General features: G+C 68.9%; 14 protein-coding genes and 2 rRNA genes (1 of these 16 running past the window's edge). 12 read left to right on the top strand and 4 right to left on the bottom strand.

Features of this window, described 5'->3' with window-relative positions; all coding sequences use genetic code 11:
• Together OG519_RS11780 and rrf are read left to right on the top strand one after the other, a co-directional pair.
• Positions 1-2153, top strand: a 23S ribosomal RNA gene (locus OG519_RS11780); it begins 976 nt to the left of the window's first position.
• 92 nt (positions 2154-2245) lie between these two features.
• Positions 2246-2362 (top strand): 5S ribosomal RNA (rrf, locus tag OG519_RS11775).
• A gap of 124 nt (positions 2363-2486) precedes the next feature.
• On the opposite strand, the gene OG519_RS11770 is transcribed toward rrf, so the two are convergent.
• Positions 2487-3413, bottom strand: coding sequence for a hypothetical protein (locus OG519_RS11770; protein WP_405582262.1), 927 nt, complete (start codon positions 3411-3413; stop codon positions 2487-2489).
• Between the two features lie 446 nt (positions 3414-3859).
• On the opposite strand from OG519_RS11770, the gene mtnA reads away from it, so the two are divergent.
• From mtnA to OG519_RS11735, 7 genes are all read left to right on the top strand, one after another.
• Positions 3860-4909, top strand: coding sequence for an S-methyl-5-thioribose-1-phosphate isomerase (mtnA, locus tag OG519_RS11765; RefSeq protein WP_405582259.1), 1050 nt, complete (start codon positions 3860-3862; stop codon positions 4907-4909).
• Positions 4910-5090: 181 nt separating this feature from the next.
• The gene (gene mtrA / locus OG519_RS11760) at positions 5091-5780 is read left to right on the top strand and encodes an MtrAB system response regulator MtrA (RefSeq protein ID WP_329140790.1); all 690 of its coding nucleotides are present in this window, start codon (positions 5091-5093) and stop codon (positions 5778-5780) included.
• A gap of 1 nt (position 5781) precedes the next feature.
• Complete coding sequence (mtrB, locus tag OG519_RS11755) at positions 5782-7782, top strand: MtrAB system histidine kinase MtrB (RefSeq protein WP_405582256.1); 2001 nt, start codon at positions 5782-5784, stop codon at positions 7780-7782.
• Positions 7782-9617 (top strand): LpqB family beta-propeller domain-containing protein, encoded by a 1836-nt coding sequence (locus OG519_RS11750; RefSeq protein ID WP_405582253.1) that lies wholly within the window; start codon positions 7782-7784, stop codon positions 9615-9617. The genes mtrB and OG519_RS11750 overlap by 1 nt, the downstream gene beginning before the upstream one ends.
• 153 nt (positions 9618-9770) lie before the next feature.
• The gene (locus OG519_RS11745; RefSeq protein ID WP_405582251.1) at positions 9771-10517 is read left to right on the top strand and encodes a ComF family protein; all 747 of its coding nucleotides are present in this window, start codon (positions 9771-9773) and stop codon (positions 10515-10517) included.
• Positions 10518-10801: 284 nt separating this feature from the next.
• Positions 10802-11491 carry a ribosome hibernation-promoting factor, HPF/YfiA family gene (gene hpf / locus OG519_RS11740; RefSeq protein ID WP_405582248.1) on the top strand — a complete coding sequence of 230 codons (690 nt, stop codon included), beginning with the start codon at positions 10802-10804 and terminating at the stop codon, positions 11489-11491.
• 110 nt (positions 11492-11601) lie between these two features.
• Positions 11602-12342: a response regulator gene (locus tag OG519_RS11735; protein WP_405582245.1), complete on the top strand. Its 741-nt coding sequence runs from the start codon at positions 11602-11604 to the stop codon at positions 12340-12342.
• 67 nt (positions 12343-12409) lie between these two features.
• Here the strand turns inward: OG519_RS11735 and OG519_RS11730 are convergent, their stop codons facing one another.
• Both OG519_RS11730 and OG519_RS11725 read right to left on the bottom strand, forming a co-directional pair.
• Positions 12410-13606, bottom strand: coding sequence for a winged helix-turn-helix domain-containing protein (locus tag OG519_RS11730; RefSeq protein WP_405582243.1), 1197 nt, complete (start codon positions 13604-13606; stop codon positions 12410-12412).
• A gap of 187 nt (positions 13607-13793) precedes the next feature.
• Entirely contained in the window at positions 13794-14417 is a 624-nt protein-coding gene (locus OG519_RS11725) for a GNAT family N-acetyltransferase (protein ID WP_405582240.1), read from the bottom strand.
• Positions 14418-14653: 236 nt separating this feature from the next.
• On the opposite strand from OG519_RS11725, the gene secA reads away from it, so the two are divergent.
• A complete protein-coding gene (gene secA, locus OG519_RS11720; RefSeq protein WP_405582238.1) occupies positions 14654-17464 on the top strand; it encodes a preprotein translocase subunit SecA in 2811 nt (936 codons plus the stop codon).
• Positions 17465-17651: 187 nt separating this feature from the next.
• On the opposite strand, the gene OG519_RS11715 is transcribed toward secA, so the two are convergent.
• Positions 17652-18209 (bottom strand): Rv3235 family protein, encoded by a 558-nt coding sequence (locus tag OG519_RS11715; RefSeq protein ID WP_405582235.1) that lies wholly within the window; start codon positions 18207-18209, stop codon positions 17652-17654.
• Positions 18210-18350: 141 nt separating this feature from the next.
• Here OG519_RS11715 and OG519_RS11710 point away from each other — a divergent pair, with 141 nt between their 5' ends.
• Positions 18351-18857 carry a DUF6912 family protein gene (locus tag OG519_RS11710; RefSeq protein ID WP_405582233.1) on the top strand — a complete coding sequence of 169 codons (507 nt, stop codon included), beginning with the start codon at positions 18351-18353 and terminating at the stop codon, positions 18855-18857.
• A gap of 194 nt (positions 18858-19051) precedes the next feature.
• Positions 19052-19714, top strand: coding sequence for an HAD family hydrolase (locus OG519_RS11705; RefSeq protein WP_405582230.1), 663 nt, complete (start codon positions 19052-19054; stop codon positions 19712-19714).
• The last annotated feature ends 119 nt before the right edge of the window (positions 19715-19833 follow it).

Below are 19833 nucleotides of genomic sequence, written 5' to 3'. Positions count from 1 at the left end.
GGATAGGCGATGGGCCCTACCGGGTTACTGACCTTAGCCAAACTCCGAATGCCGGTAAGTGAGAGCGCGGCAGTGAGACTGTGGGGGATAAGCTCCATGGTCGAGAGGGAAACAGCCCAGAGCATCGACTAAGGCCCCTAAGCGTACGCTAAGTGGGAAAGGATGTGGAGTCGCAGAGACAACCAGGAGGTTGGCTTAGAAGCAGCCACCCTTGAAAGAGTGCGTAATAGCTCACTGGTCAAGTGATTCCGCGCCGACAATGTAGCGGGGCTCAAGCGTACCGCCGAAGTCGTGTCATTCGTATGTTAAGCCCCAACGGGTGTACGGATGGGTAGGGGAGCGTCGTGTGCCGGGTGAAGCCGCCGCGTAAGCGAGTGGTGGACGGTTCACGAGTGAGAATGCAGGCATGAGTAGCGATACAAGAGTGGGAAACTCTTGCGCCGATTGACTAAGGGTTCCTGGGTCAAGCTGATCTGCCCAGGGTAAGTCGGGACCTAAGGCGAGGCCGACAGGCGTAGTCGATGGACAACCGGTTGATATTCCGGTACCCGCTTTGGAACGCCCAGTACTGAATCTTCTGATGCTAAGGCCGTGAAGCCGCCTTTGATCTCTTCGGAGTGATGGGGAGTGGTGGAGCCGCTGACCCGATGGGGTAGTAGGTAAGCGATGGGGTGACGCAGGAAGGTAGTCCAGCCCGGGCGGTGGTTGTCCCGGGGTAAGGGTGTAGGGCGTTGTCCAGGTAAATCCGGATGACATGAAGTCTGAGACCTGATGCCGAGCCGATTGTGGTGAAGTGGATGATCCTATGCTGTCGAGAAAAGCCTCTAGCGAGTTTCATGGCGGCCCGTACCCTAAACCGACTCAGGTGGTCAGGTAGAGAATACCGAGGCGTTCGGGTGAACTATGGTTAAGGAACTCGGCAAAATGCCCCCGTAACTTCGGGAGAAGGGGGGCCACATCCGGTGATCATCTTTACGGTGTGAGCTGGGGGTGGCCGCAGAGACCAGCGAGAAGCGACTGTTTACTAAAAACACAGGTCCGTGCGAAGCCGTAAGGCGATGTATACGGACTGACGCCTGCCCGGTGCTGGAACGTTAAGGGGACCGGTTAGTCACATTTCGGTGTGGCGAGGCTGAGAACTTAAGCGCCAGTAAACGGCGGTGGTAACTATAACCATCCTAAGGTAGCGAAATTCCTTGTCGGGTAAGTTCCGACCTGCACGAATGGCGTAACGACTTCTCGACTGTCTCAACCATAGGCCCGGTGAAATTGCACTACGAGTAAAGATGCTCGTTTCGCGCAGCAGGACGGAAAGACCCCGGGACCTTTACTATAGCTTGATATTGGTGTTCGGTTCGGCTTGTGTAGGATAGGTGGGAGACTGTGAAGTCGCGGCGCCAGCCGTGGTGGAGTCATCGTTGAAATACCACTCTGGTCGTGCTGGATGTCTAACCTCGGTCCGTGATCCGGATCAGGGACAGTGTCTGGTGGGTAGTTTAACTGGGGCGGTTGCCTCCTAAAGGGTAACGGAGGCGCCCAAAGGTTCCCTCAGCCTGGTTGGCAATCAGGTGTTGAGTGTAAGTGCACAAGGGAGCTTGACTGTGAGACTGACGGGTCGAGCAGGTACGAAAGTAGGGACTAGTGATCCGGCGGTGGCTTGTGGAAGCGCCGTCGCTCAACGGATAAAAGGTACCCCGGGGATAACAGGCTGATCTTCCCCAAGAGTCCATATCGACGGGATGGTTTGGCACCTCGATGTCGGCTCGTCGCATCCTGGGGCTGGAGTCGGTCCCAAGGGTTGGGCTGTTCGCCCATTAAAGCGGTACGCGAGCTGGGTTTAGAACGTCGTGAGACAGTTCGGTCCCTATCCGCTGCGCGCGTTGGAGTCTTGAGAAGGGCTGTCCCTAGTACGAGAGGACCGGGACGGACGGACCTCTGGTGTGCCAGTTGTTCTGCCAAGGGCATGGCTGGTTGGCTACGTTCGGGAGGGATAACCGCTGAAAGCATCTAAGCGGGAAGCCTGCTTCGAGATGAGGACTCCCACCCACTTGATGGGGTAAGGCTCCCAGTAGACGACTGGGTTGATAGGCCGGATGTGGAAGCCCAGTAATGGGTGGAGCTGACCGGTACTAATAGGCCGAGGGCTTGTCCATGTTTGCTCGCGTCCACTGTGTGGTTCTGAAACAATCAGCCACCACCCCCCTGTGAGGGATTCTCTCCGGGGTTGGTGTGTGTTTCATGGTGTTTCGGTGGTCATAGCGTTAGGGAAACGCCCGGTTACATTCCGAACCCGGAAGCTAAGCCTTTCAGCGCCGATGGTACTGCAGGGGGGACCCTGTGGGAGAGTAGGACACCGCCGAACAAATATTGATGAGAAAGCCCTTGTCCTTGAGTTTTTACTCAAGGACAAGGGCTTTCTCGCGTTTGCCCGTTGCCCCCTTTCGGGGGCCAGCCCCTCCAGGTGGACTTGTCGGCGATGAGCCCGCTCAGATCTCGCGGTCGGCAGCCGGCTGGTTGGGCACCGCCGCGCGGAGGAGTTCGATGTCGAGGGATTCACGACGAATGCGCTGGTCCATATAGAGCAACCCGGTCACACCGGCGCTGATCGGCAGCGTGAGCGTCGAGGCCACGATCTGGCCGACACCGCTGATGAGGAGATACGTCCAGCCGGGATTGCCGGCTGAACTGAACAGCGAAGCACCACCATCGCTGGACACGGCGGCAGCGATCAGTATGAAGGGCGATTCGATGATCGTGCTCAGCAGGAGCGCGAGGAGCAGCCCCAGGAGCTGCACGCCGAGGACACGCCACCATGTCCCGTCAACGAGCTTGGCGGAACGCTTCAGCGCTGCCACGGCGCCCTGCCGTTCCAGCGTCAGGGCCGGGGCCGCGAGGCTCCACTGGACCCAGAGCCAGAGGGCGACGGCCATTCCACCGAGCATGCCCAGCGACCCCAGTGCCGCGCCACCGTCATCGGCGCCGGCCAGCGCGATGAGGATCCCGGGAAGCACCGACACGGCGAGTACTCCGTAGAGGAGCAGCGCCATAAGGAAGGTCAGACCGAGGAGTTGAGGCACCCGGGGCCGGGCGTCCCGCCAGATCTCCGCCGTCTTCACCGGACGACCGACGACCGAGCGGCTGGTGACCAGCGCGACCAATCCCGTCGCGACGACTGATCCGACGAGCGTGACCAGCGAGGTCAGTCCCAGAGCCGTCGCCGTACCGCTGAAGCTGTGCAGGATGTCGCCCGCGCTCGGATTGGGGTTGTCCCGCAGGTCCTTGAGACGCGTGTCGTCGACGAACAGGCCCTGTATGACGACCGAGAGCCCCACCGTGACCAGCGCGATGGCAAAGGTGGCGCTGATGATGGTCCGCCAGTGGAGCCGCAGCGTGGCGAAGGCGCCGTTCAGCATGTCCGAGAGGTCCAGCGGACGCAGCGGGATGACGCCGGGCTTCGGTGCCGCGGGCCGAGTCCAAGGCCCCGCCTGCCAACCGCCCGAGTTTCCCGGTGGCGGTGGCCCGTGCCAGCCGCCCTGCCACCCCGGACCGCCGGGCCGGGACGGCTGGGGGTGCGGCCCGGGTGGGGGCGCCCAGCGGGCCCAGCCCTCGGCAGCCGGTGGTTGTTGAGCGGACCAACGCGCCGAAGCGGCCGACCGGTCCGGCTGGTCCGGCTGCTCGGGCACAGCGGCGGCGGGGCTTGGGCCGTCGTCCGGCTCGTTGGAGTCGGAGGAGGATCCGGGCGATTCGGAGCCCGGAGTGCTGGTCATCGGTGGCTGCCCCTTCGGATTGTGCTGCGGTACTGGCCGCCCATCGTGTCATGGGCTGCCGTCAATTCGGCTTCGCGGGGCAGACTGAGGAAATGGCTGATCTCTCCACGAGAACCGAGAACGGCACGATTCCCGCGCTGCGTTGGGAGGAGCCGCCGGAGGGTCCGGTACTGGTGCTCCTCGATCAGACTCGGCTTCCCCACGATGAAGTCGAGTTGGTGTGTACAGATGTTCAGGCTCTGGTGGCGGGGATACGCAGCCTCGCCGTACGGGGTGCTCCGCTGCTCGGGTTGGCGGGGGCCTATGGGGTGGCGTTGGCCGCAGCCCGTGGGTATGACGTGGAGGACGCGGCCGAGTTGCTCGCGCATGCGCGTCCGACCGCGGTGAACCTGGGATACGGCGTTCGGCGCGCGATCGACGCGTACCGTCAGGCGGCCCCGGACCAGGCGGCCGCCGCGGCGCTGGCTGCGGCGCGGGGGCTGCACGCGGAGGACGCGGCGGCGAGTGCCGCGATGGCCGAGTACGGCGGTCGACTGCTGGCCGAGCTGATCCCGGGCGGCGGCTACCGCATTCTGACGCACGGCAACACGGGCGCTCTCATCTCGGGCGGTGAGGGAACGGCGCTCGGCGTGGTGCTCGCCGCCCATCGCTCGGGCGAGTTGCGGCGGTTGTGGGTCGACGAGACACGGCCGATGTTGCAGGGCGCGCGGTTGACGTCGTACGAGGCGGCGCGGGCGGGGATGCCGTACACGCTGCTCGTGGACGGCGCGGCGGGGTCGCTGGTCACGGCGGGAGAGGTGGACGCGGTGCTGGTCGGGGCGGATCGGATCGCGGCGGACGGGGCGACGGCGAACAAGGTGGGCAGCTATCCGCTGGCGGTGCTCGCCGCCTATCACCATGTGCCGTTCATCGTGGTGGCGCCGACGACTACGGTTGACCTCGGAACGCCGGACGGGGCGTCGATCGAGGTGGAGCACCGGCCGGGGAGCGAGGTGACCGACCTCGCGCCGTCTCCGCTGGGCACACAGGCGTACAATCCGGCCTTCGACGTCACACCGCCGGAACTGATCACCGCGATCGTGACGGAGAACGGTGTGGTGTCGCCTGTCATGGCCGAAAACCTGGCGGCGGTCTGCGGCTGACGCGGCGGTCGGCGCCGTGTTCGGGCCCGGGGTCCGGACGGGTGCAGTGGCTTCGACAGAATCGCACAAGTTATCCACAGGCCGGTCAAATGGGGGCGGCGCATCTGCGGACAACCAGGGACAATGGTCGCGTAGCGTGACCTCGATCACCATTGGTCACCAGTATCGATATGCAAATGGGATGATGGTCGGTATGAAGGGACGTGTCCTGGTCGTCGACGACGACACTGCGCTGTCAGAGATGCTTGGCATCGTGCTGCGTGGAGAAGGTTTTGAGCCGTCGTTCTGCGCCGACGGTGACAAGGCGCTGGCCGCATTCCGGGAGACCAAGCCCGATCTGGTGCTTCTCGACCTGATGCTGCCCGGGCGGGACGGTATCGACGTGTGCCGTCAGATCCGGGCGGAGTCCGGGGTGCCGATCGTGATGCTCACGGCGAAGAGCGACACGGTGGATGTGGTGGTCGGTCTCGAATCAGGGGCCGACGACTATGTGATCAAGCCGTTCAAGCCGAAGGAGCTGGTGGCCCGGGTCAGGGCGCGGTTGCGGCGGGCCGAGGAGCCGACGCCGGAGCAGTTGGCGATCGGCGATCTGGTGATCGACGTGGCCGGCCATTCGGTCAAGCGCGAGGGGCAGCCGATCGCGCTGACTCCGCTCGAGTTCGATCTGCTGGTGGCCCTGGCGCGCAAGCCGTGGCAGGTGTTCACCCGGGAGGTGCTGCTCGAGCAGGTCTGGGGTTATCGGCACGCCGCCGACACCCGGCTGGTCAATGTGCATGTACAGCGACTGCGGTCGAAGGTGGAGCAGGACCCGGAGCGTCCCGAGATCGTGGTGACGGTCCGCGGTGTCGGATACAAGGCGGGACCGGGCTGAGATGTGCGCGTCGTACGAGCGTGAGCGGTTGGAGAGCCGGCTGGCCGATCCCTTGCGGGGTCTGCTGCCGGTGATCCGCTCGTTCGTGCGCTGGGCGCGGCGTCCGCTTCAGCCGGCGTCCCGGCTGTGGCGGCGGAATCTCCAGCTCCGGGTGGTCGCTTTCACCCTGCTGATGTCGGTCGGCGTGGTGCTGCTGCTCGGCTTCGTGGTGATCGGGCAGGTCAAGAACGGCCTGCTCGACGCCAAGGAGAAGGCCGCGGAGAATCAGGCGACCGGCGGATTCTCGATCGCGCAGGACATGGCCGACAAGGGCGGCCAGACGACGGACGCGTCGGGTGCCGGCACCCCGCACGGCCCCGCGGACTCGGGGACCTGGCTGAACAGCCTGGTCCAGCAGTTCGCCAGTGGTGGCAAGGGCGTCTACTGGATCGTCACGCTGAGCCCCAACGCCGACGACGGTCAGACGTTCGGTGAGGGCACCGCCAATCAGCACACCGTCAACGCACGCGGTCCACGTGGCTCCGGGAGCATCCTGCCGGACGCGAGCATCCCCAAGTCGTTGAGCGACGCCGTCGAGACCCATCAGGGCGCGCTCAAGCAGTACACGCTGGTCAAGACCGACGACGGCAACCCGCCGCGGCCGGCGCTCGCGGTCGGCAAGCGGCTGACGGACATCAACGGCAACCCCTACCAGCTCTACTATCTGTTCCCCTTCGACCAGGAGGAGAAGACGCTCGGCCTGGTGAAGGGAACCCTCGCGACCGCCGGGATCTTCGTGGTGGTGCTGCTCGGGGCCATCGCCTGGCTGGTGACGCGGCAGGTCGTGACCCCGGTGCGGATGGCGGCCGGGATCGCCGAGCGGCTGGCGGCCGGCCGATTGCAGGAGCGGATGCAGGTCACCGGTGAAGACGACATCGCCCGGCTCGGTGAATCCTTCAACAAGATGGCGCAGACCCTCCAGAGCAAGATCCAGCAGTTGGAGGATCTCTCGCGGATGCAGCGCCGTTTCGTCTCCGACGTCTCGCACGAGTTGCGCACTCCGCTGACCACGGTGCGGATGGCCGCTGACGTCATCCATGACGCGCGGACCGACTTCGATCCGGTGACCGCCAGGTCCGCCGAGCTGTTGCAGAACCAGGTCGACCGCTTCGAGTCGCTGCTCTCGGACCTGTTGGAGATCAGCCGCTTCGACGCGGGCGCCGCGGAGCTGTCGGCGGAGCCGATAGACCTGCGCGAGGTGGTGCGCCGGGTGGTGGACGCGGCCGAACCGCTGGCGGAGCGCAAGGGCAGCCGCATGCTGATACGCGGCGACGCGCAGCCGGTGATAGCCGAGGCCGACCCCCGCCGGGTGGAGCGCGTGCTGCGGAACCTGGTGGTCAACGCCATCGAGCACGGCGACGGCCGGGACGTGGTGGTCCGGCTGGCGACGGCCGACGGCGCGGTGGCGGTCGCGGTGCGGGACTACGGCGTCGGGCTGAAGCCGGGCGAGGCGACCCGGGTGTTCAACCGTTTCTGGCGGGCCGATCCGGCGCGGGCACGGACCACCGGGGGCACGGGTCTGGGCCTGTCCATCGCGGTGGAGGACGCCCGGCTGCACGGCGGCTGGTTGCAGGCGTGGGGCGAGCCGGGGGGTGGATCGCAGTTCCGTATGACGCTGCCGCGGACCGCCGGCGACTCGCTGCGGGGTTCGCCGATACCGCTGGAACCGGATGATTCACGGCGCAACCGCGGGCTGCTCTCCTCGGGCTTGCCGGCGAAGGCCGCCGCACCGGACAGCGCGCCAGGGGTTCCGGGGGTTCCCGGGCCCCGGACCGGCGCGGCGAAGGGTGCGCCGGGCGATGGGGCGTGGTCCCGTGAGGCGGGTTCGTCGGCTCAGATGTCCGGCCTGCCGGCGGTACCCGGTGTCCTGCCGAGGCTGCCCGCCGCGGACCCGGCGGCGCTGCCGGGCAGCGGCGCGCGAGTGGTGGAGCGCAGGGAGACGGCTCGGAAGGACGACCTCTGATGCGGACGGTGGGGGGCTGGAGACGGCTGCTGCGCTTCGGCGTGCTGCCGGTGGGCACGGCGCTGCTGGTGGCCGGCTGCGCCTCGATGCCCAGCAGCGGCGAGGTGCGCAAGGTCGGTGAGGGGCAGCGGGCCGACGCCGACTCCCAGGTGCGCGTCTTCGGGGTGCCGCCGAGGGCTGGCGCCGACCCGCGGCAGATCGTCAGCGGATTCCTGGAGGCGACGACCAGTGGCGAGGCGGACTTCACGACCGCCAAGAAGTACCTCTCCACCGCCACGAGGAAGACCTGGCAGCCACTGGCGGGGATAACCGTGTACTCCGGTGGGCTCAAGACCACCGAGGAGCAGGCGGGCGAGGACGGCGAGACGATCGACCGGTCCGGCACCAAGGCGGCCACGGTCGACCTCAAACACGCCTACGAGCCGCAGAGCGGCGAGTTCCAGGCGCCCTTCCACCTCGTCAAAGAGAAGAACGAGTGGCGGATCGACGGACTGGACAACGGCCTGGTGCTCTCCGAGCAGGACTTCGAGCGGCTTTATCAGTCGACGAACATGTACTACTTCGCCAAGCTCGGGTCGGACGCCCCCAGCGACGGGAGCGGCAGGCAGACGCTGGTCGCCGACCCCGTTTTCCTCCGCAACCAGGCCGATCCCCTGGTGTCCACCGTCTCGGCGCTGCTCGGCGGCCCGACGACTTGGCTGGCGCACGTGACGTACAACGCGGTGCCGTCCACGGTGCGTCTGTACGACAAGGCGCCGGACCACGGGGTGACGCTCGACGACTCGCAGCATCTGCGGGTGCGGCTCGACCACGCGGCGGACAAGCTGCCCTACGCCTCCTGCGTCCGGTTGGCGGCTCAGATCTTCGCCACGGTGCAGGCCCAGGCGTCGGCCAAGCTCGCGACGGTGGAGGTGGAGCAGGCGGACGGTTCGGCGTGGTGCAGTCTGCCGCAGCGGATCGAGGAGCAGGACTACGCGTCGGCGGACCTCACCGGCGCGACCTCGCAGCCTTACTACATAGCGGCTGACGGGCATGGGCTGCTGGCGCTCGCGGACACCACGGCGACCGCGAAGCCCGTGCCGGGGCCGTTCGGCGACAGCAAGGCAGATCTGGGCTCGGTGGCGGTGCGCCGGGACGAGCGGGAGGCGGCCGGGGTGCGGACCAATGGGCGTGATCTGGTGGTCGGCTCGCTGGTCGACGACGAGCCGCTCGGCCAGCCGGTGCTGCAGAGCAAGGCCGCGGACCCGAAGAAGGACGGGCTGAGCGCCCCGAGCTGGGACGGCTTCGACGACCTGTGGGTGGCGGACCGGAATCCGACCGATCCTCGGCTGCTGATGCTGCGCGAGGGTCGGGGAAAGCCGTACGAGGTGTCGGTGCCCGGCCTCGACGGGCGGGTGGAGTCGCTGCGGGTCGCCTCGGACGGCGTCCGTATCGCCCTGGTCGTCCGGGTGGGTGCCTTCGTGACGCTCGAGCTCGGCAGGATCGAGCGGGGCACCAAGCAGGACCCCAACGCCTTCACGGTGACCGGACTGAGGGATCTCACCCCGGTCGGTGAGAACGTGACGTCGGTGTCCTGGGCCGGGCCCAGCCGGCTGGTGGTGCTCGACAGCGTGTCCGGGGTGCAGCAGATCCAGTACATGAACACCGACGGGTCCGCGCCCACCGTCCTTCCCGGCATAAACGAGGCCTCGTCCGTGGCGGCCTCGGAGAACCAGAGCAAGCCGCTGCTGGCGTCGTACAACGGCCGGGTCTACCGGGTGCTTCCGGAGGAGCTGCCGGAGGAGAACTGGAAGCAGGTCTCGCCGAAGGGCGGCAGCCCGGTCTATCCCGGCTGACGGTCCGGGCTGATCCGGGCCAACGGTCCGGGCTGACCCCGGCCCACGGTCCGCCGTGTCCCGTTTGGTGGTCCGGCCGACCCGGCCGCCGCGTTGTCCACAGCCCGAAAGAGTGACTGGCGGCGCGACCGCGCCACCCCGCACAGTAGAGGTATGCGGGGCTGGTGGCAGGAGATCACCGGGCTGGTGCTGCCGGTCGACTGCGCGGGGTGCGGGCTGCCGCGGACGGAGTTGTGCGAACGGTGTGCGGGGCTGCTGGGCGGGGCGGCCACCGTACGGCGGGTGCGGCCGTCCCCGGAGCCGCCCGGACTGCCACCGGTCTACGCGACCGGGCGGTACGGCGACGAGGTGCGGGCCGTGATGCTGGCGCACAAGGAGCGGGGTGCGCTGGGTCTGGCCCGGCCGCTTGGGGCGGCACTGGCCGCGGCGGTCCGGCGGGTGGGCGTCGTCGGCCCGCTGCTGCTGGTCCCGGTGCCTTCCGCTCGGCGGGCGGTGGCCCAGCGGGGGCATGACGCCATCGCGCGGATGGCCAGGGCGGCGGCCCGGGAGCTGCGCGGGCAGGGCGGCCAGGTGCGGGCGGTGGCCGTGCTGGGGCAGCGGCGGCCGGTGCTCGACCAGTCCGGGCTGACCGCCGCCGAGCGGCTGGTGAACCTCTCCGGAGCGGTGGCCGCGGGAGGGAGCCGGCTGCCGCTGCTGGGGGTGGCCCCGGTGGTGCTGGTGGACGACCTGATGACCACCGGAGTCTCACTGACGGTGGCGGCCAGAGCCGTGACGGTGGCGGGCGGCCGGGTGGCCGGGGCGGCGGTGGTGGCAGGGCCGAACGAGTGGGAGAACAGCGGCGAGGGGGTCGCACCAGCCGCGGGTGTATCGGCACGGTCAGAACAATCGGAAGAGGTATGACCGCAGGTAGGGAAGGGGGCGATTCATTCGGATGGCGGAATGGGGTGCTACGGGATGCCGACCTCCGCACTTCGGGTCTATGTTCGGGAGAGAAGGGAAAGTAAACATTGGGGGGTGTTGATCTTCCCACTGGGGCAGGAGGAGGTGAAAGCCGCGGCTTCGCCTCCCGGATGCCCCGGGCGACGAGGCAGCAGCCGACGCAGCGCCGGACGGGTGTCGCACCCGTTTCGGCCTCAGGAAAGGGATCGCCCTCGCCTATGGGGTGGTCCGGAACGGAGTTCTGCGTGGACATCGTCGTCAAAGGCCGCAAGACCGAGGTGCCCGAGAGGTTCCGCAAGCATGTGGCCGAGAAACTGGACAGGATCCAGAAGCTCGACGGCAAGGTGATCAGCCTTGACGTCGAGGTGTCCAAAGAGCTCAATCCGCGACAGGCCGATCACGCCGACCGGGTGGAGATCACGCTGAACACTCCCGGCCCGGTGATTCGTGCCGAGGCCGCGGCGGCGGACCCGTACGCCGCGCTCGACGTGGCGGTGGGCAAGTTGGAGGCGCGGCTGCGCAAGGCCGCCAGTAAGCGTCACACCCGGCGGGGCAACGGCCGGACGCCGGCCTCGGGCGTGGGCGCGAGCCTGCCGGACGCCGCCCGGATCAACCCGGACGGGACGCTGGTGGCCGACCAGGTCACGGACGGGGTGCCGACCACGAGGATCGGCTCGTTGGAAGTGCAGGGCGAGGGTCCGCTGGTGGTGCGGGAGAAGACGCACGCGGCGTCGCCCATGGCGCTCGCCCAGGCGCTGTACGAGATGGAGTTGGTGGGCCACGACTTCTATCTCTTCGTCGACAGCGAGACCAAGCAGCCGAGCGTGGTCTACCGCCGGCAGGGCTATGACTACGGCGTCATCCATCTGAACGCGGACCAGGTGGGCGTGCCCGCTCCGGCCGGCGCGGGCGACCTGCTCAACCACGGAGCCTGACCGGCAGACAAGCGGCAGTCGGTGCCCCCGGGGTCGTCCTGGGGGCGCCGGTGTGTGCGGACGTGAAATGCTGGACCAGTGCCCAACTCTGGTCTGAGGGGGAGGATCTGATGCCGGACTTCGACCGCGAGGCTCCCGGCGCGCGCGGCCCGGTCCCCTATGACGCGCCGCCCGCGACCCCGGCCCGTGCGGAACCCATCCGGGTGCTGGTGGTGGACGACCACGCGCTGTTCCGCCGGGGTCTGGAGATCGTCCTCGCGCAGGAGGAGGACATCCAGGTCATCGGTGAGGCCGGCGACGGGGCGGAGGCCGTGGAGAAGGCGGCCGATCTGCTGCCGGATATCGTGCTGATGGATGTGCGGATGCCGCGGCGCGGCGGGATCGAGGCGTGCACCTCGATCAAGGAGGTCGCGCCCAGCGCCAAGATCATCATGCTGACGATAAGCGACGAGGAAGCCGATCTCTACGAGGCGATCAAGGCCGGGGCGACCGGCTATCTGCTCAAGGAGATCTCCACCGACGAGGTGGCGACCGCGATCCGGGCGGTCGCCGACGGGCAGTCGCAGATCAGCCCGTCGATGGCGTCGAAGCTGCTGACCGAGTTCAAGTCGATGATCCAGCGCACCGACGAGCGGCGGCTGCTGCCCGCGCCCAAGCTCACCGACCGGGAGCTGGAGGTGCTCAAGCTGGTGGCCACCGGCCTCAACAACCGGGACATCGCCAAAGAGCTCTTCATCAGCGAGAACACCGTGAAGAACCACGTCCGCAACATCCTGGAGAAGCTCCAGCTCCACTCCAGGATGGAGGCCGTGGTCTACGCGATGCGGGAGAAGATCCTGGAGATCCGCTAGGCCCCATCGTCCGGGCGGATGGGGCCGAGCCGGCGTCAGGCTGTATCCGGGCAGTATTCAGGCAGTGTCAGCCCAGGCCGGTGGGGATGTGGGCGCCGCCGAGTTCGGTGATCAGCGGCTCCCGCAGGGTCTCCGGCAGCACCCTCTCCACCCGGACCTCCACGCAGCCCACCCAGCCCGCGGCCTCCGCGATCGCCTCCGCCGCGGGCCGCACCGCCTTCGGGCCGTCCAGGGACACCTGCCGGGCCACCAGTGTCTGCCCCTCGCGGGCCGGGTCCACCCGGCCGACCAGTTTCCCGCCCGCAAGCAGCGGCATTGCGAAGTAGCCGTGCACCCGCTTGGGCTTGGGGGTGTACGCCTCCAGCCGGTGGGTGAAGCCGAAGATCCGCTCGGTGCGCGGCCGGTCCCAGATCAGCGAGTCGAACGGGGAGAGCAAGGTCGTCCGGTGCCGCCCGCGCGGCTCGGCCGCCAGCGCCGCCGGATCGGCCCAGGCCGGCTTGGCCCAGCCCGCCACCTCCACCGGGACCAGCCCGGTGTCCGCGATCACCTCGGTGACCTGCTCGCCCTTGAGCCGGTGGTAGTCCGCCAGGTCGGCGCGGGTGGCGACGCCGAGCGCGGTGCCCGCCTGGGTGACCAGCCGCCGCACACACTCCGCGTCGTCCAGGTCGTCGTGGAAGAGCGCCTCGGGCACGGCGCGCTCGGCCAGGTCGTAGATCCGCTTCCAGCCGCGCCGCTCGGTGCAGACGACCTCGCCGGTGTCGAGCAGCGACTCCACCGCGATCTTCGACTCCGACCAGTCCCACCACGGTCCGCCCTTCCTCGCGCCGCCGAGTTGGGTGGCGTTCAGCGGGCCCTCGGCCTTGAGCCGGTCGAGGACGGCGGCGTAGGAGCGTTCGGCATCCGCCAGCACGTGCCAGCGGCGGCCGCGGGCGCGCATGACACGCCGGCGGAAGGCGAAATGTGGCCACTCCTCGATGGGGAGGACACAGGCGGCGTGCGACCAGTACTCGAACGCGTGCCGGTCCGTCCAGTAAGCGCGCTCCACCACGTCACGTCCCACCGCGCCGAGCCGGGCGTAAGGAATCAGCTCGTGGGACCTGGCCAGCACCGAGATGGTGTCGAGTTGCACCGCGCCCAGCGATCGCAGCACCCCGCGGGCGCCGGCCCGCCGGTCGGGGGCGCCGAGGAACCCCTGGGCCCGCAGGACGATCTTGCGGGCCTCGTCGGCGGACAAGGTGAGCTGGGGCGGGGGCAGGAGCGTCATGCGCGCAAGACTAGGACCGCCCACCGACAATCGCCCCGACCAGCGGAAACGGCCGGGCCCCGCGCACCCGGGCTTCGCCGGCGCCCCCGCTCGCCGCGCCCGGCCGCTGCCCGCCGCGCCCGGCCCCTGCTCGCCGCGCCGGCTCCCGTTCGCCGCGCCCGCCTCCCGGTCGGCCCGTTCGGCCCGCTCAGCTCCCGTACGGCAGATACGCCGTGCCGGACCCCAGCCCCCAGTCCGACGGCAGCAGCGATCCGCTCCAGGCGTCCCGCCGGGTCCCGCCCTGGACGATCTTGGCGCGGATGGTGCCCTCCATCACGAAGCCGAGCTTCAGCGCCACCCCGCGCGAGCCCTCGTTGCCGGCCTCGGCGTACCACTCGATCCGCTCCACCCCGAGTGAGGAGAAGGCCCAGCCGCACACCGCCCGGCCGGCCTCCGCGGTGTAGCCCTTGCCGCGCTGCTCCCGCACCGTCCAGTAGCCCAGTTCCGCCTGGTGGTCGGGGGTGGCGAGCAGCCCGAGCCGGACCAGACCGATGGAGCCGACGAGCGTCCCGGTGTCCCGGGTGAACGCGCCGAAGTTGTAGAGCGTGCCGTCCCGCCAGCCCTCGACGACGGCCCGGCCGACGAAGTCCGCCGCGTGCTCCCTCGTGTAGGGGGAGGGCACGCTCGTCCAGCGCGGGATCTCCGGGTCCTGGCAGGCCGCGTACACCGCGTCGGCGTCCGCGGGTCCCAGTGGGCGCAGCAGCAGCCGGTCGGTGGTGAGGGTGACCGGTCCCGTACCCGCGGTACCCGCCGTACTCCCTGTGCGCGCCATACTCGCCATAGTGAATCGTGCCTTCCGGAGCCGGGCCGAGGACCTGCGGCTGAGTATCGCCGAGGCCCTGGGGCCGCGGAAAACCGTTTTGCCATCGCCGGGCCTCCCGGCCCGCTGGTCTCCTCGCTTACGATGGCCGTTGCAGCAGGGCTTAGACCGTCCGAGACCGTCGGTGCACCCCCCGCTGTGCCAGCGCGGGAGCCGCGCCAGGCCCGACCGGCAAGGAGCCAGCCTACGTGTCCGTCATCAGCAAGATCATGCGTGCAGGTGAAGGCAAGATCCTGCGCAAGCTGCACCGCATCGCGGACCAGGTCAATTCCATCGAAGAGGACTTCCTCGACCTCTCCGATGCCGAGCTGAGGGCCCTTACCGACGAGTACAAAGAACGCTACGAGGGCGGCGAGTCGCTCGACGACCTGCTCCCCGAGGCCTTCGCCACCGTCCGTGAGGCGGCCAAGCGCGTACTGGGACAGCGCCACTACGACGTGCAGATCATGGGCGGCGCGGCCCTGCACCTCGGCTATGTCGCCGAGATGCGTACCGGCGAGGGCAAGACCCTGGTCGGCACCCTGCCCGCGTATCTCAACGCGATCTCCGGCAAGGGTGTGCACCTGATCACCGTCAACGACTACCTCGCCGAGCGCGACTCGGAGTGGATGGGCCGGGTGCACAAGTTCCTCGGCCTCGAGGTCGGCTGCATTCTCGCCAACATGACGCCCGCCGAGCGGCGTGAGCAGTACGCCCGGGACATCACCTACGGCACGAACAACGAGTTCGGCTTCGACTACCTGCGCGACAACATGGCGTGGTCGAAGGACGAGCTGGTGCAGCGCGGCCACAACTTCGCGATCGTCGACGAGGTCGACTCCATCCTGGTGGACGAGGCCCGCACCCCGCTGATCATCTCCGGCCCGGCCGACCAGGCCACCAAGTGGTACAGCGACTTCGCCCGGCTGGTGAAGCGGCTCAACCGCGGCGAGGCCAGCTCCCTGGGCAAGGAGGAGACCGGCGACTACGACGTGGACGAGAAGAAGCGCACGGTCGCCATCCACGAGTCCGGTGTCAGCAAGGTCGAGGACTGGCTGGGCATCGACAACCTCTACGAGTCGGTGAACACCCCGCTCGTCGGTTATCTGAACAACGCCATCAAGGCCAAGGAGCTCTACAAGAACGACAAGGACTACGTCGTCATGGACGGCGAAGTCATGATCGTCGACGAGCACACCGGCCGTATCCTCGCCGGCCGCCGCTACAACGAGGGCATGCACCAGGCGATCGAGGCGAAGGAAGGGGTGGACATCAAGGACGAGAACCAGACCCTCGCCACGATCACCCTCCAGAACTTCTTCCGCCTCTACGACAAGCTCTGCGGTATGACCGGTACGGCGATGACCGAGGCCGCCGAGTTCCACCAGATCTACAAGCTCGGCGTGGTCCCGATCCCGACCAACCGCCCGATGCAGCGGCTGGACAAGCCCGACCTGATCTACCGCACGGAAGAGGCGAAGTTCGCGGCCGTGGTCGAGGACATCGTGGAGAAGCACGAGAAGGGCCAGCCGGTCCTGGTCGGCACCGTCTCGGTCGAGAAGTCCGAGTACCTGTCGGCGCAGCTCTCCAAGCGCGGTGTCCCGCACGAGGTGCTCAACGCCAAGCAGCACGACCGGGAGGCCTCGATCGTGGCCCAGGCGGGCCGCAAGGGCGCGGTCACCGTCGCCACCAACATGGCCGGCCGCGGTACCGACATCAAGCTCGGCGGCAACCCCGACGACCTCGCCGAGGCGGAGCTGCGCCAGCGCGGCCTCGACCCGACCGAGCACGTCGAGGAGTGGGCCGCGGCGCTCCCTGAGGCGCTGGAGCGCGCCGAGGCGGCGGTGAAGGCCGAGTTCGAGGAGGTCAAGGAGCTGGGCGGCCTCTATGTGCTCGGCACCGAGCGCCACGAGTCCCGCCGGATCGACAACCAGCTCCGCGGTCGTAGCGGCCGGCAGGGCGACCCGGGCGAGTCCCGCTTCTACCTCAGCCTCGGCGACGACCTGATGCGGCTGTTCAAGGCGCAGATGGTCGAGCGCGTGATGTCGATGGCGAACGTGCCGGACGACGTGCCGATCGAGAACAAGATGGTCACCCGCGCCATCGCCTCCGCCCAGTCGCAGGTCGAGCAGCAGAACTTCGAGATCCGTAAGAACGTCCTGAAGTACGACGAGGTGCTCAACCGGCAGCGCGAGGTCATCTACGGTGAGCGCCGCCGCGTCCTGGAGGGCGAGGACCTGCACGAGCAGGTGCAGCACTTCATGGACGACACCATCGACGCGTACATCGACGCCGAGACCCGCGACGGCTTCGCCGAGGACTGGGACCTGGACCGGCTGTGGGGCGCCTTCAAGCAGCTCTACCCGGCCAGCGTCACCGTCGACGAGCTGGAGGAGGCGGCGGGCGACCGGGCCGGTATCACCTCCGAGTTCATCGCCGAGTCGGTCAAGGACGACATCCATGAGCAGTACGCCGAGCGGGAGAAGCAGCTCGGTGAGGAGATCATGCGCGAGCTGGAGCGCCGCGTGGTCCTCTCCGTGCTCGACCGCAAGTGGCGTGAGCACCTCTACGAGATGGACTACCTCCAGGAGGGCATCGGCCTGCGCGCGATGGCGCAGCGTGACCCGCTGGTGGAGTACCAGCGCGAGGGCTTCGACATGTTCACCGCCATGATGGACGGCATCAAGGAGGAGTCCGTCGGCTATCTGTTCAACCTGGAGGTCCAGGTCGAGCAGCAGGTCGAGGAGGTCCCGGTGACGGACGCCGAGGTCGAGGACGCGGCCCCGTCGCTGGTCAAGGAGGTCCGGCCGGAGATCCGCGCCAAGGGCCTCGATGCCCCCAAGCGCGCCGACCGGCTGCACTTCTCGGCTCCCACCGTGGACGGGGAGGGCGGCGTCGTCGAGGGTGACTTCGCGGGCGCCGTGGTGGACGGCGGCGGGTCCGACGCGGACGACGAGCCCGGTTCGACCCGGGCGGAGCGCCGCCGGGCCGCCAAGGGTGGCCGTCGCCGCAAGAAGTAGGAAGCGCGCCGCCCGGCGCGGCATGTCGTACGACCACCGGCTCGGGGCCGGGCCGAACCGGCCCGGCCCCGAGCCGGTGCCGTGCCCGGCCCGGTCAAGCTCCCGTCCGGCCCGGTCGGGCGCCGGGTCCGGTGTCCGGTCGCGCCGGGGGAGCGGCGCCGGGACCCGTGCTCACGGCTCGCGGGAGTCATCGCGCCGCCACTGCTGTGCAGCGCCAGCGGGCCGGCCCGTAACCGGGGCCCGACTCCTCGTCGCCGGGTTCGAGGCGGAAGGCGAGCGCCCGGAAGACGTCCTGGTCGAGCGCAACGACGGCGGCGACCTCCAGGGCCCCGTCAGCGGTACGGAAGGGCCGGCAGCGATACACGTAAGGGGTACGGCCGCGCACGTGGCGCCGCCAGTCGGCGCGGGCCGCGTGCAGCTCCCACAGCCGCTGGTAGGCCTCGTCCCTGACCCGTCCGGCCAGGCAGGTCAGCGGCTGCCGGCCGGTGAGCACGTCGAGCAGCCGGCCGGCGAACCAGACGTGGGGTGGCAGCGGGCGTACGGCGGGGTTTGCGGCGGGCGCCGCGGTGGGCGGGGTGAGCGGGGTGAGCGGCCCGGCGGGCGCTCCGGCGGGGCGTACGGCCCCTCCTGGGCGGCTCGCGGGGCGCCGGGAGTCGCGGCGGCCGGGCGGCGCGGTGCCACTGCCACGGCGGGCGGACGAGGCGGCGGGGGACGGCGCCGACGACGGCGGGGCTGAACTGCGCATGAGACGGACTCCCAAGATCGTTACCGGGTGGTAAGGCCGGTTCTAGGGGGCCGCGGGAGTTCGGGGCAAGCGGCGGAGGAGCCGCCGGGAGGCCGCTCGAGATTCACCTATCAGCGTGACGGCGCACGTATGCTTCACGCCATGCGCGTCTACATTCCCACCACCCTCGCCGGGCTCGCCGAGGCTTACAAGGCGGGCGAACTCGGGCCGGCGCCGCTGGACGCCTTCGCCGTCACACCCAGCCTTCGGGAGTGGTACCTCTCGGACGACATCGAGGAACTCGAGTACGCGGCGTTGACGCGCGCGGCCCAGGCGTCGCTGCGGCTGATCGCGGTCCACCCGGACGCGCCGCGCCGCCGGGTGGTGATCGCGGTGGATGTCACCGACGCCGAGGTCCGCTACGACCCGGACCGGAGCCTGGACCCGGCGGCGCTCGGCGAGGTGCGGCTGGCCCGCGCGGTGTCGATGGGCAAGGCGGCGGCGGTGCACCTGGACGCGGCCGACGCGCAGGACGATGTCAGCGCAGCCGCCGACGCGTTGGGCGCGGCCGACACCGGTGACGACGACGCCCAGTTCACCGTGGACGGCGCGGAGGATCACGAACTTCTCTGGTACGCGACGCAGGAGATCCCCAATCTGATCGGCTGAGGCGGGTCCCGGGGCCGGTCGGGGGCAGGTCCGGGTCGAGTCCAGGGCCGATCAGCGCAGGTCAGGCCAGATCGGCGCAAGTCAGGGCAGATCAGCGCAGGTCAGCGCCTGTCAGGCCCAGCTCCACGGCCGCGTACGGGAGTTGTCCACAGGCTCGAAACGGGCGGCCGGGCCGCGCGGGTACCGTTTTCCCTGTGAACGCGCATCTCGTGTGGGACTGGAACGGCACCCTGTTCCACGACATGGACGCGGTGATCGGGGCCACCAACGCCTCCTTCGCCGAACTCGGCCTGCCACCGATCACCCTCGACCGCTACCGCGAGCTGTACTGCGTGCCGGTGCCCCGCTTCTACGAGCGGCTCCTCGGCCGGCTGCCCAGCGACGTGGAGTGGGAGGTCATGGACGCGACCTTCCACCGGCACTACTGGGCGCTGGCCGAGGCGTGCGGTCTGGCCGAGGGCGCCCTCGAACTGCTCGCCGCCCGGCGGACGGCCGGGCTCACCCAGTCGCTGTGCTCGCTCGCCCCGCACGAGCGACTGCTGCCGATGATCACCTCGCACGGGATCGGCGAGCACTTCGTCCGGGTGGACGGCCGGACCGGACCGTCCACCGCCGGCAAGGCCGAGCAGATGGCCCGCCATCTCGCCGCGCTCGCCACGCTCGACGGGGTCGACACCGGCCGGGTGGTGGTGATCGGTGACGCGCTGGACGACGCCGCGGCCGCGGCTCATGTGGGTGCGTACGCGGTGCTCTACACCGGCGGTTCCGGAAGCCGGCGCACGCTGGAGTCGGCGGGGGTGCCGGTGGTGGACACCCTCGCGCACGCGGTCGAATTGGCGGCAGAGATAGCCAGCTGACCTGGGACGGAACCGGGACTCTGTCCATTCGGGCCAAAGATGTGCGGTGGTTTTTACCACCGGAGACGGATACATGCACCCCGGCCGGAGCGATAGCCTGGCCGACGTGATCACCGTTG

This window comes from Streptomyces sp. NBC_01190, assembly GCF_045039895.1.
Lineage (GTDB): Bacteria > Actinomycetota > Actinomycetes > Streptomycetales > Streptomycetaceae > Actinacidiphila.
This window is presented reverse-complemented; position numbering and strand designations above follow the sequence as displayed.

Excerpts from the sequence above, each read along its gene's own strand:
- mtrB (WP_405582256.1), top strand. The coding sequence starts at position 5,782 with ATGTGCGCGTCGTACGAGCGTGAGCGGTTGGAGAGCCGGCTGGCCGAT.
- OG519_RS11725 (WP_405582240.1), bottom strand. The coding sequence starts at position 14,417 with ATGGCGCGCACAGGGAGTACGGCGGGTACCGCGGGTACGGGACCGGTC.
- OG519_RS11735 (WP_405582245.1), top strand. The coding sequence starts at position 11,602 with ATGCCGGACTTCGACCGCGAGGCTCCCGGCGCGCGCGGCCCGGTCCCC.
- mtnA (WP_405582259.1), top strand. The coding sequence starts at position 3,860 with ATGGCTGATCTCTCCACGAGAACCGAGAACGGCACGATTCCCGCGCTG.
- mtrA (WP_329140790.1), top strand. The coding sequence starts at position 5,091 with ATGATGGTCGGTATGAAGGGACGTGTCCTGGTCGTCGACGACGACACT.
- OG519_RS11770 (WP_405582262.1), bottom strand. The coding sequence starts at position 3,413 with ATGCTGAACGGCGCCTTCGCCACGCTGCGGCTCCACTGGCGGACCATC.
- OG519_RS11715 (WP_405582235.1), bottom strand. The coding sequence starts at position 18,209 with ATGCGCAGTTCAGCCCCGCCGTCGTCGGCGCCGTCCCCCGCCGCCTCG.
- OG519_RS11745 (WP_405582251.1), top strand. The coding sequence starts at position 9,771 with ATGCGGGGCTGGTGGCAGGAGATCACCGGGCTGGTGCTGCCGGTCGAC.
- OG519_RS11730 (WP_405582243.1), bottom strand. The coding sequence starts at position 13,606 with ATGACGCTCCTGCCCCCGCCCCAGCTCACCTTGTCCGCCGACGAGGCC.
- OG519_RS11710 (WP_405582233.1), top strand. The coding sequence starts at position 18,351 with ATGCGCGTCTACATTCCCACCACCCTCGCCGGGCTCGCCGAGGCTTAC.
- OG519_RS11750 (WP_405582253.1), top strand. The coding sequence starts at position 7,782 with ATGCGGACGGTGGGGGGCTGGAGACGGCTGCTGCGCTTCGGCGTGCTG.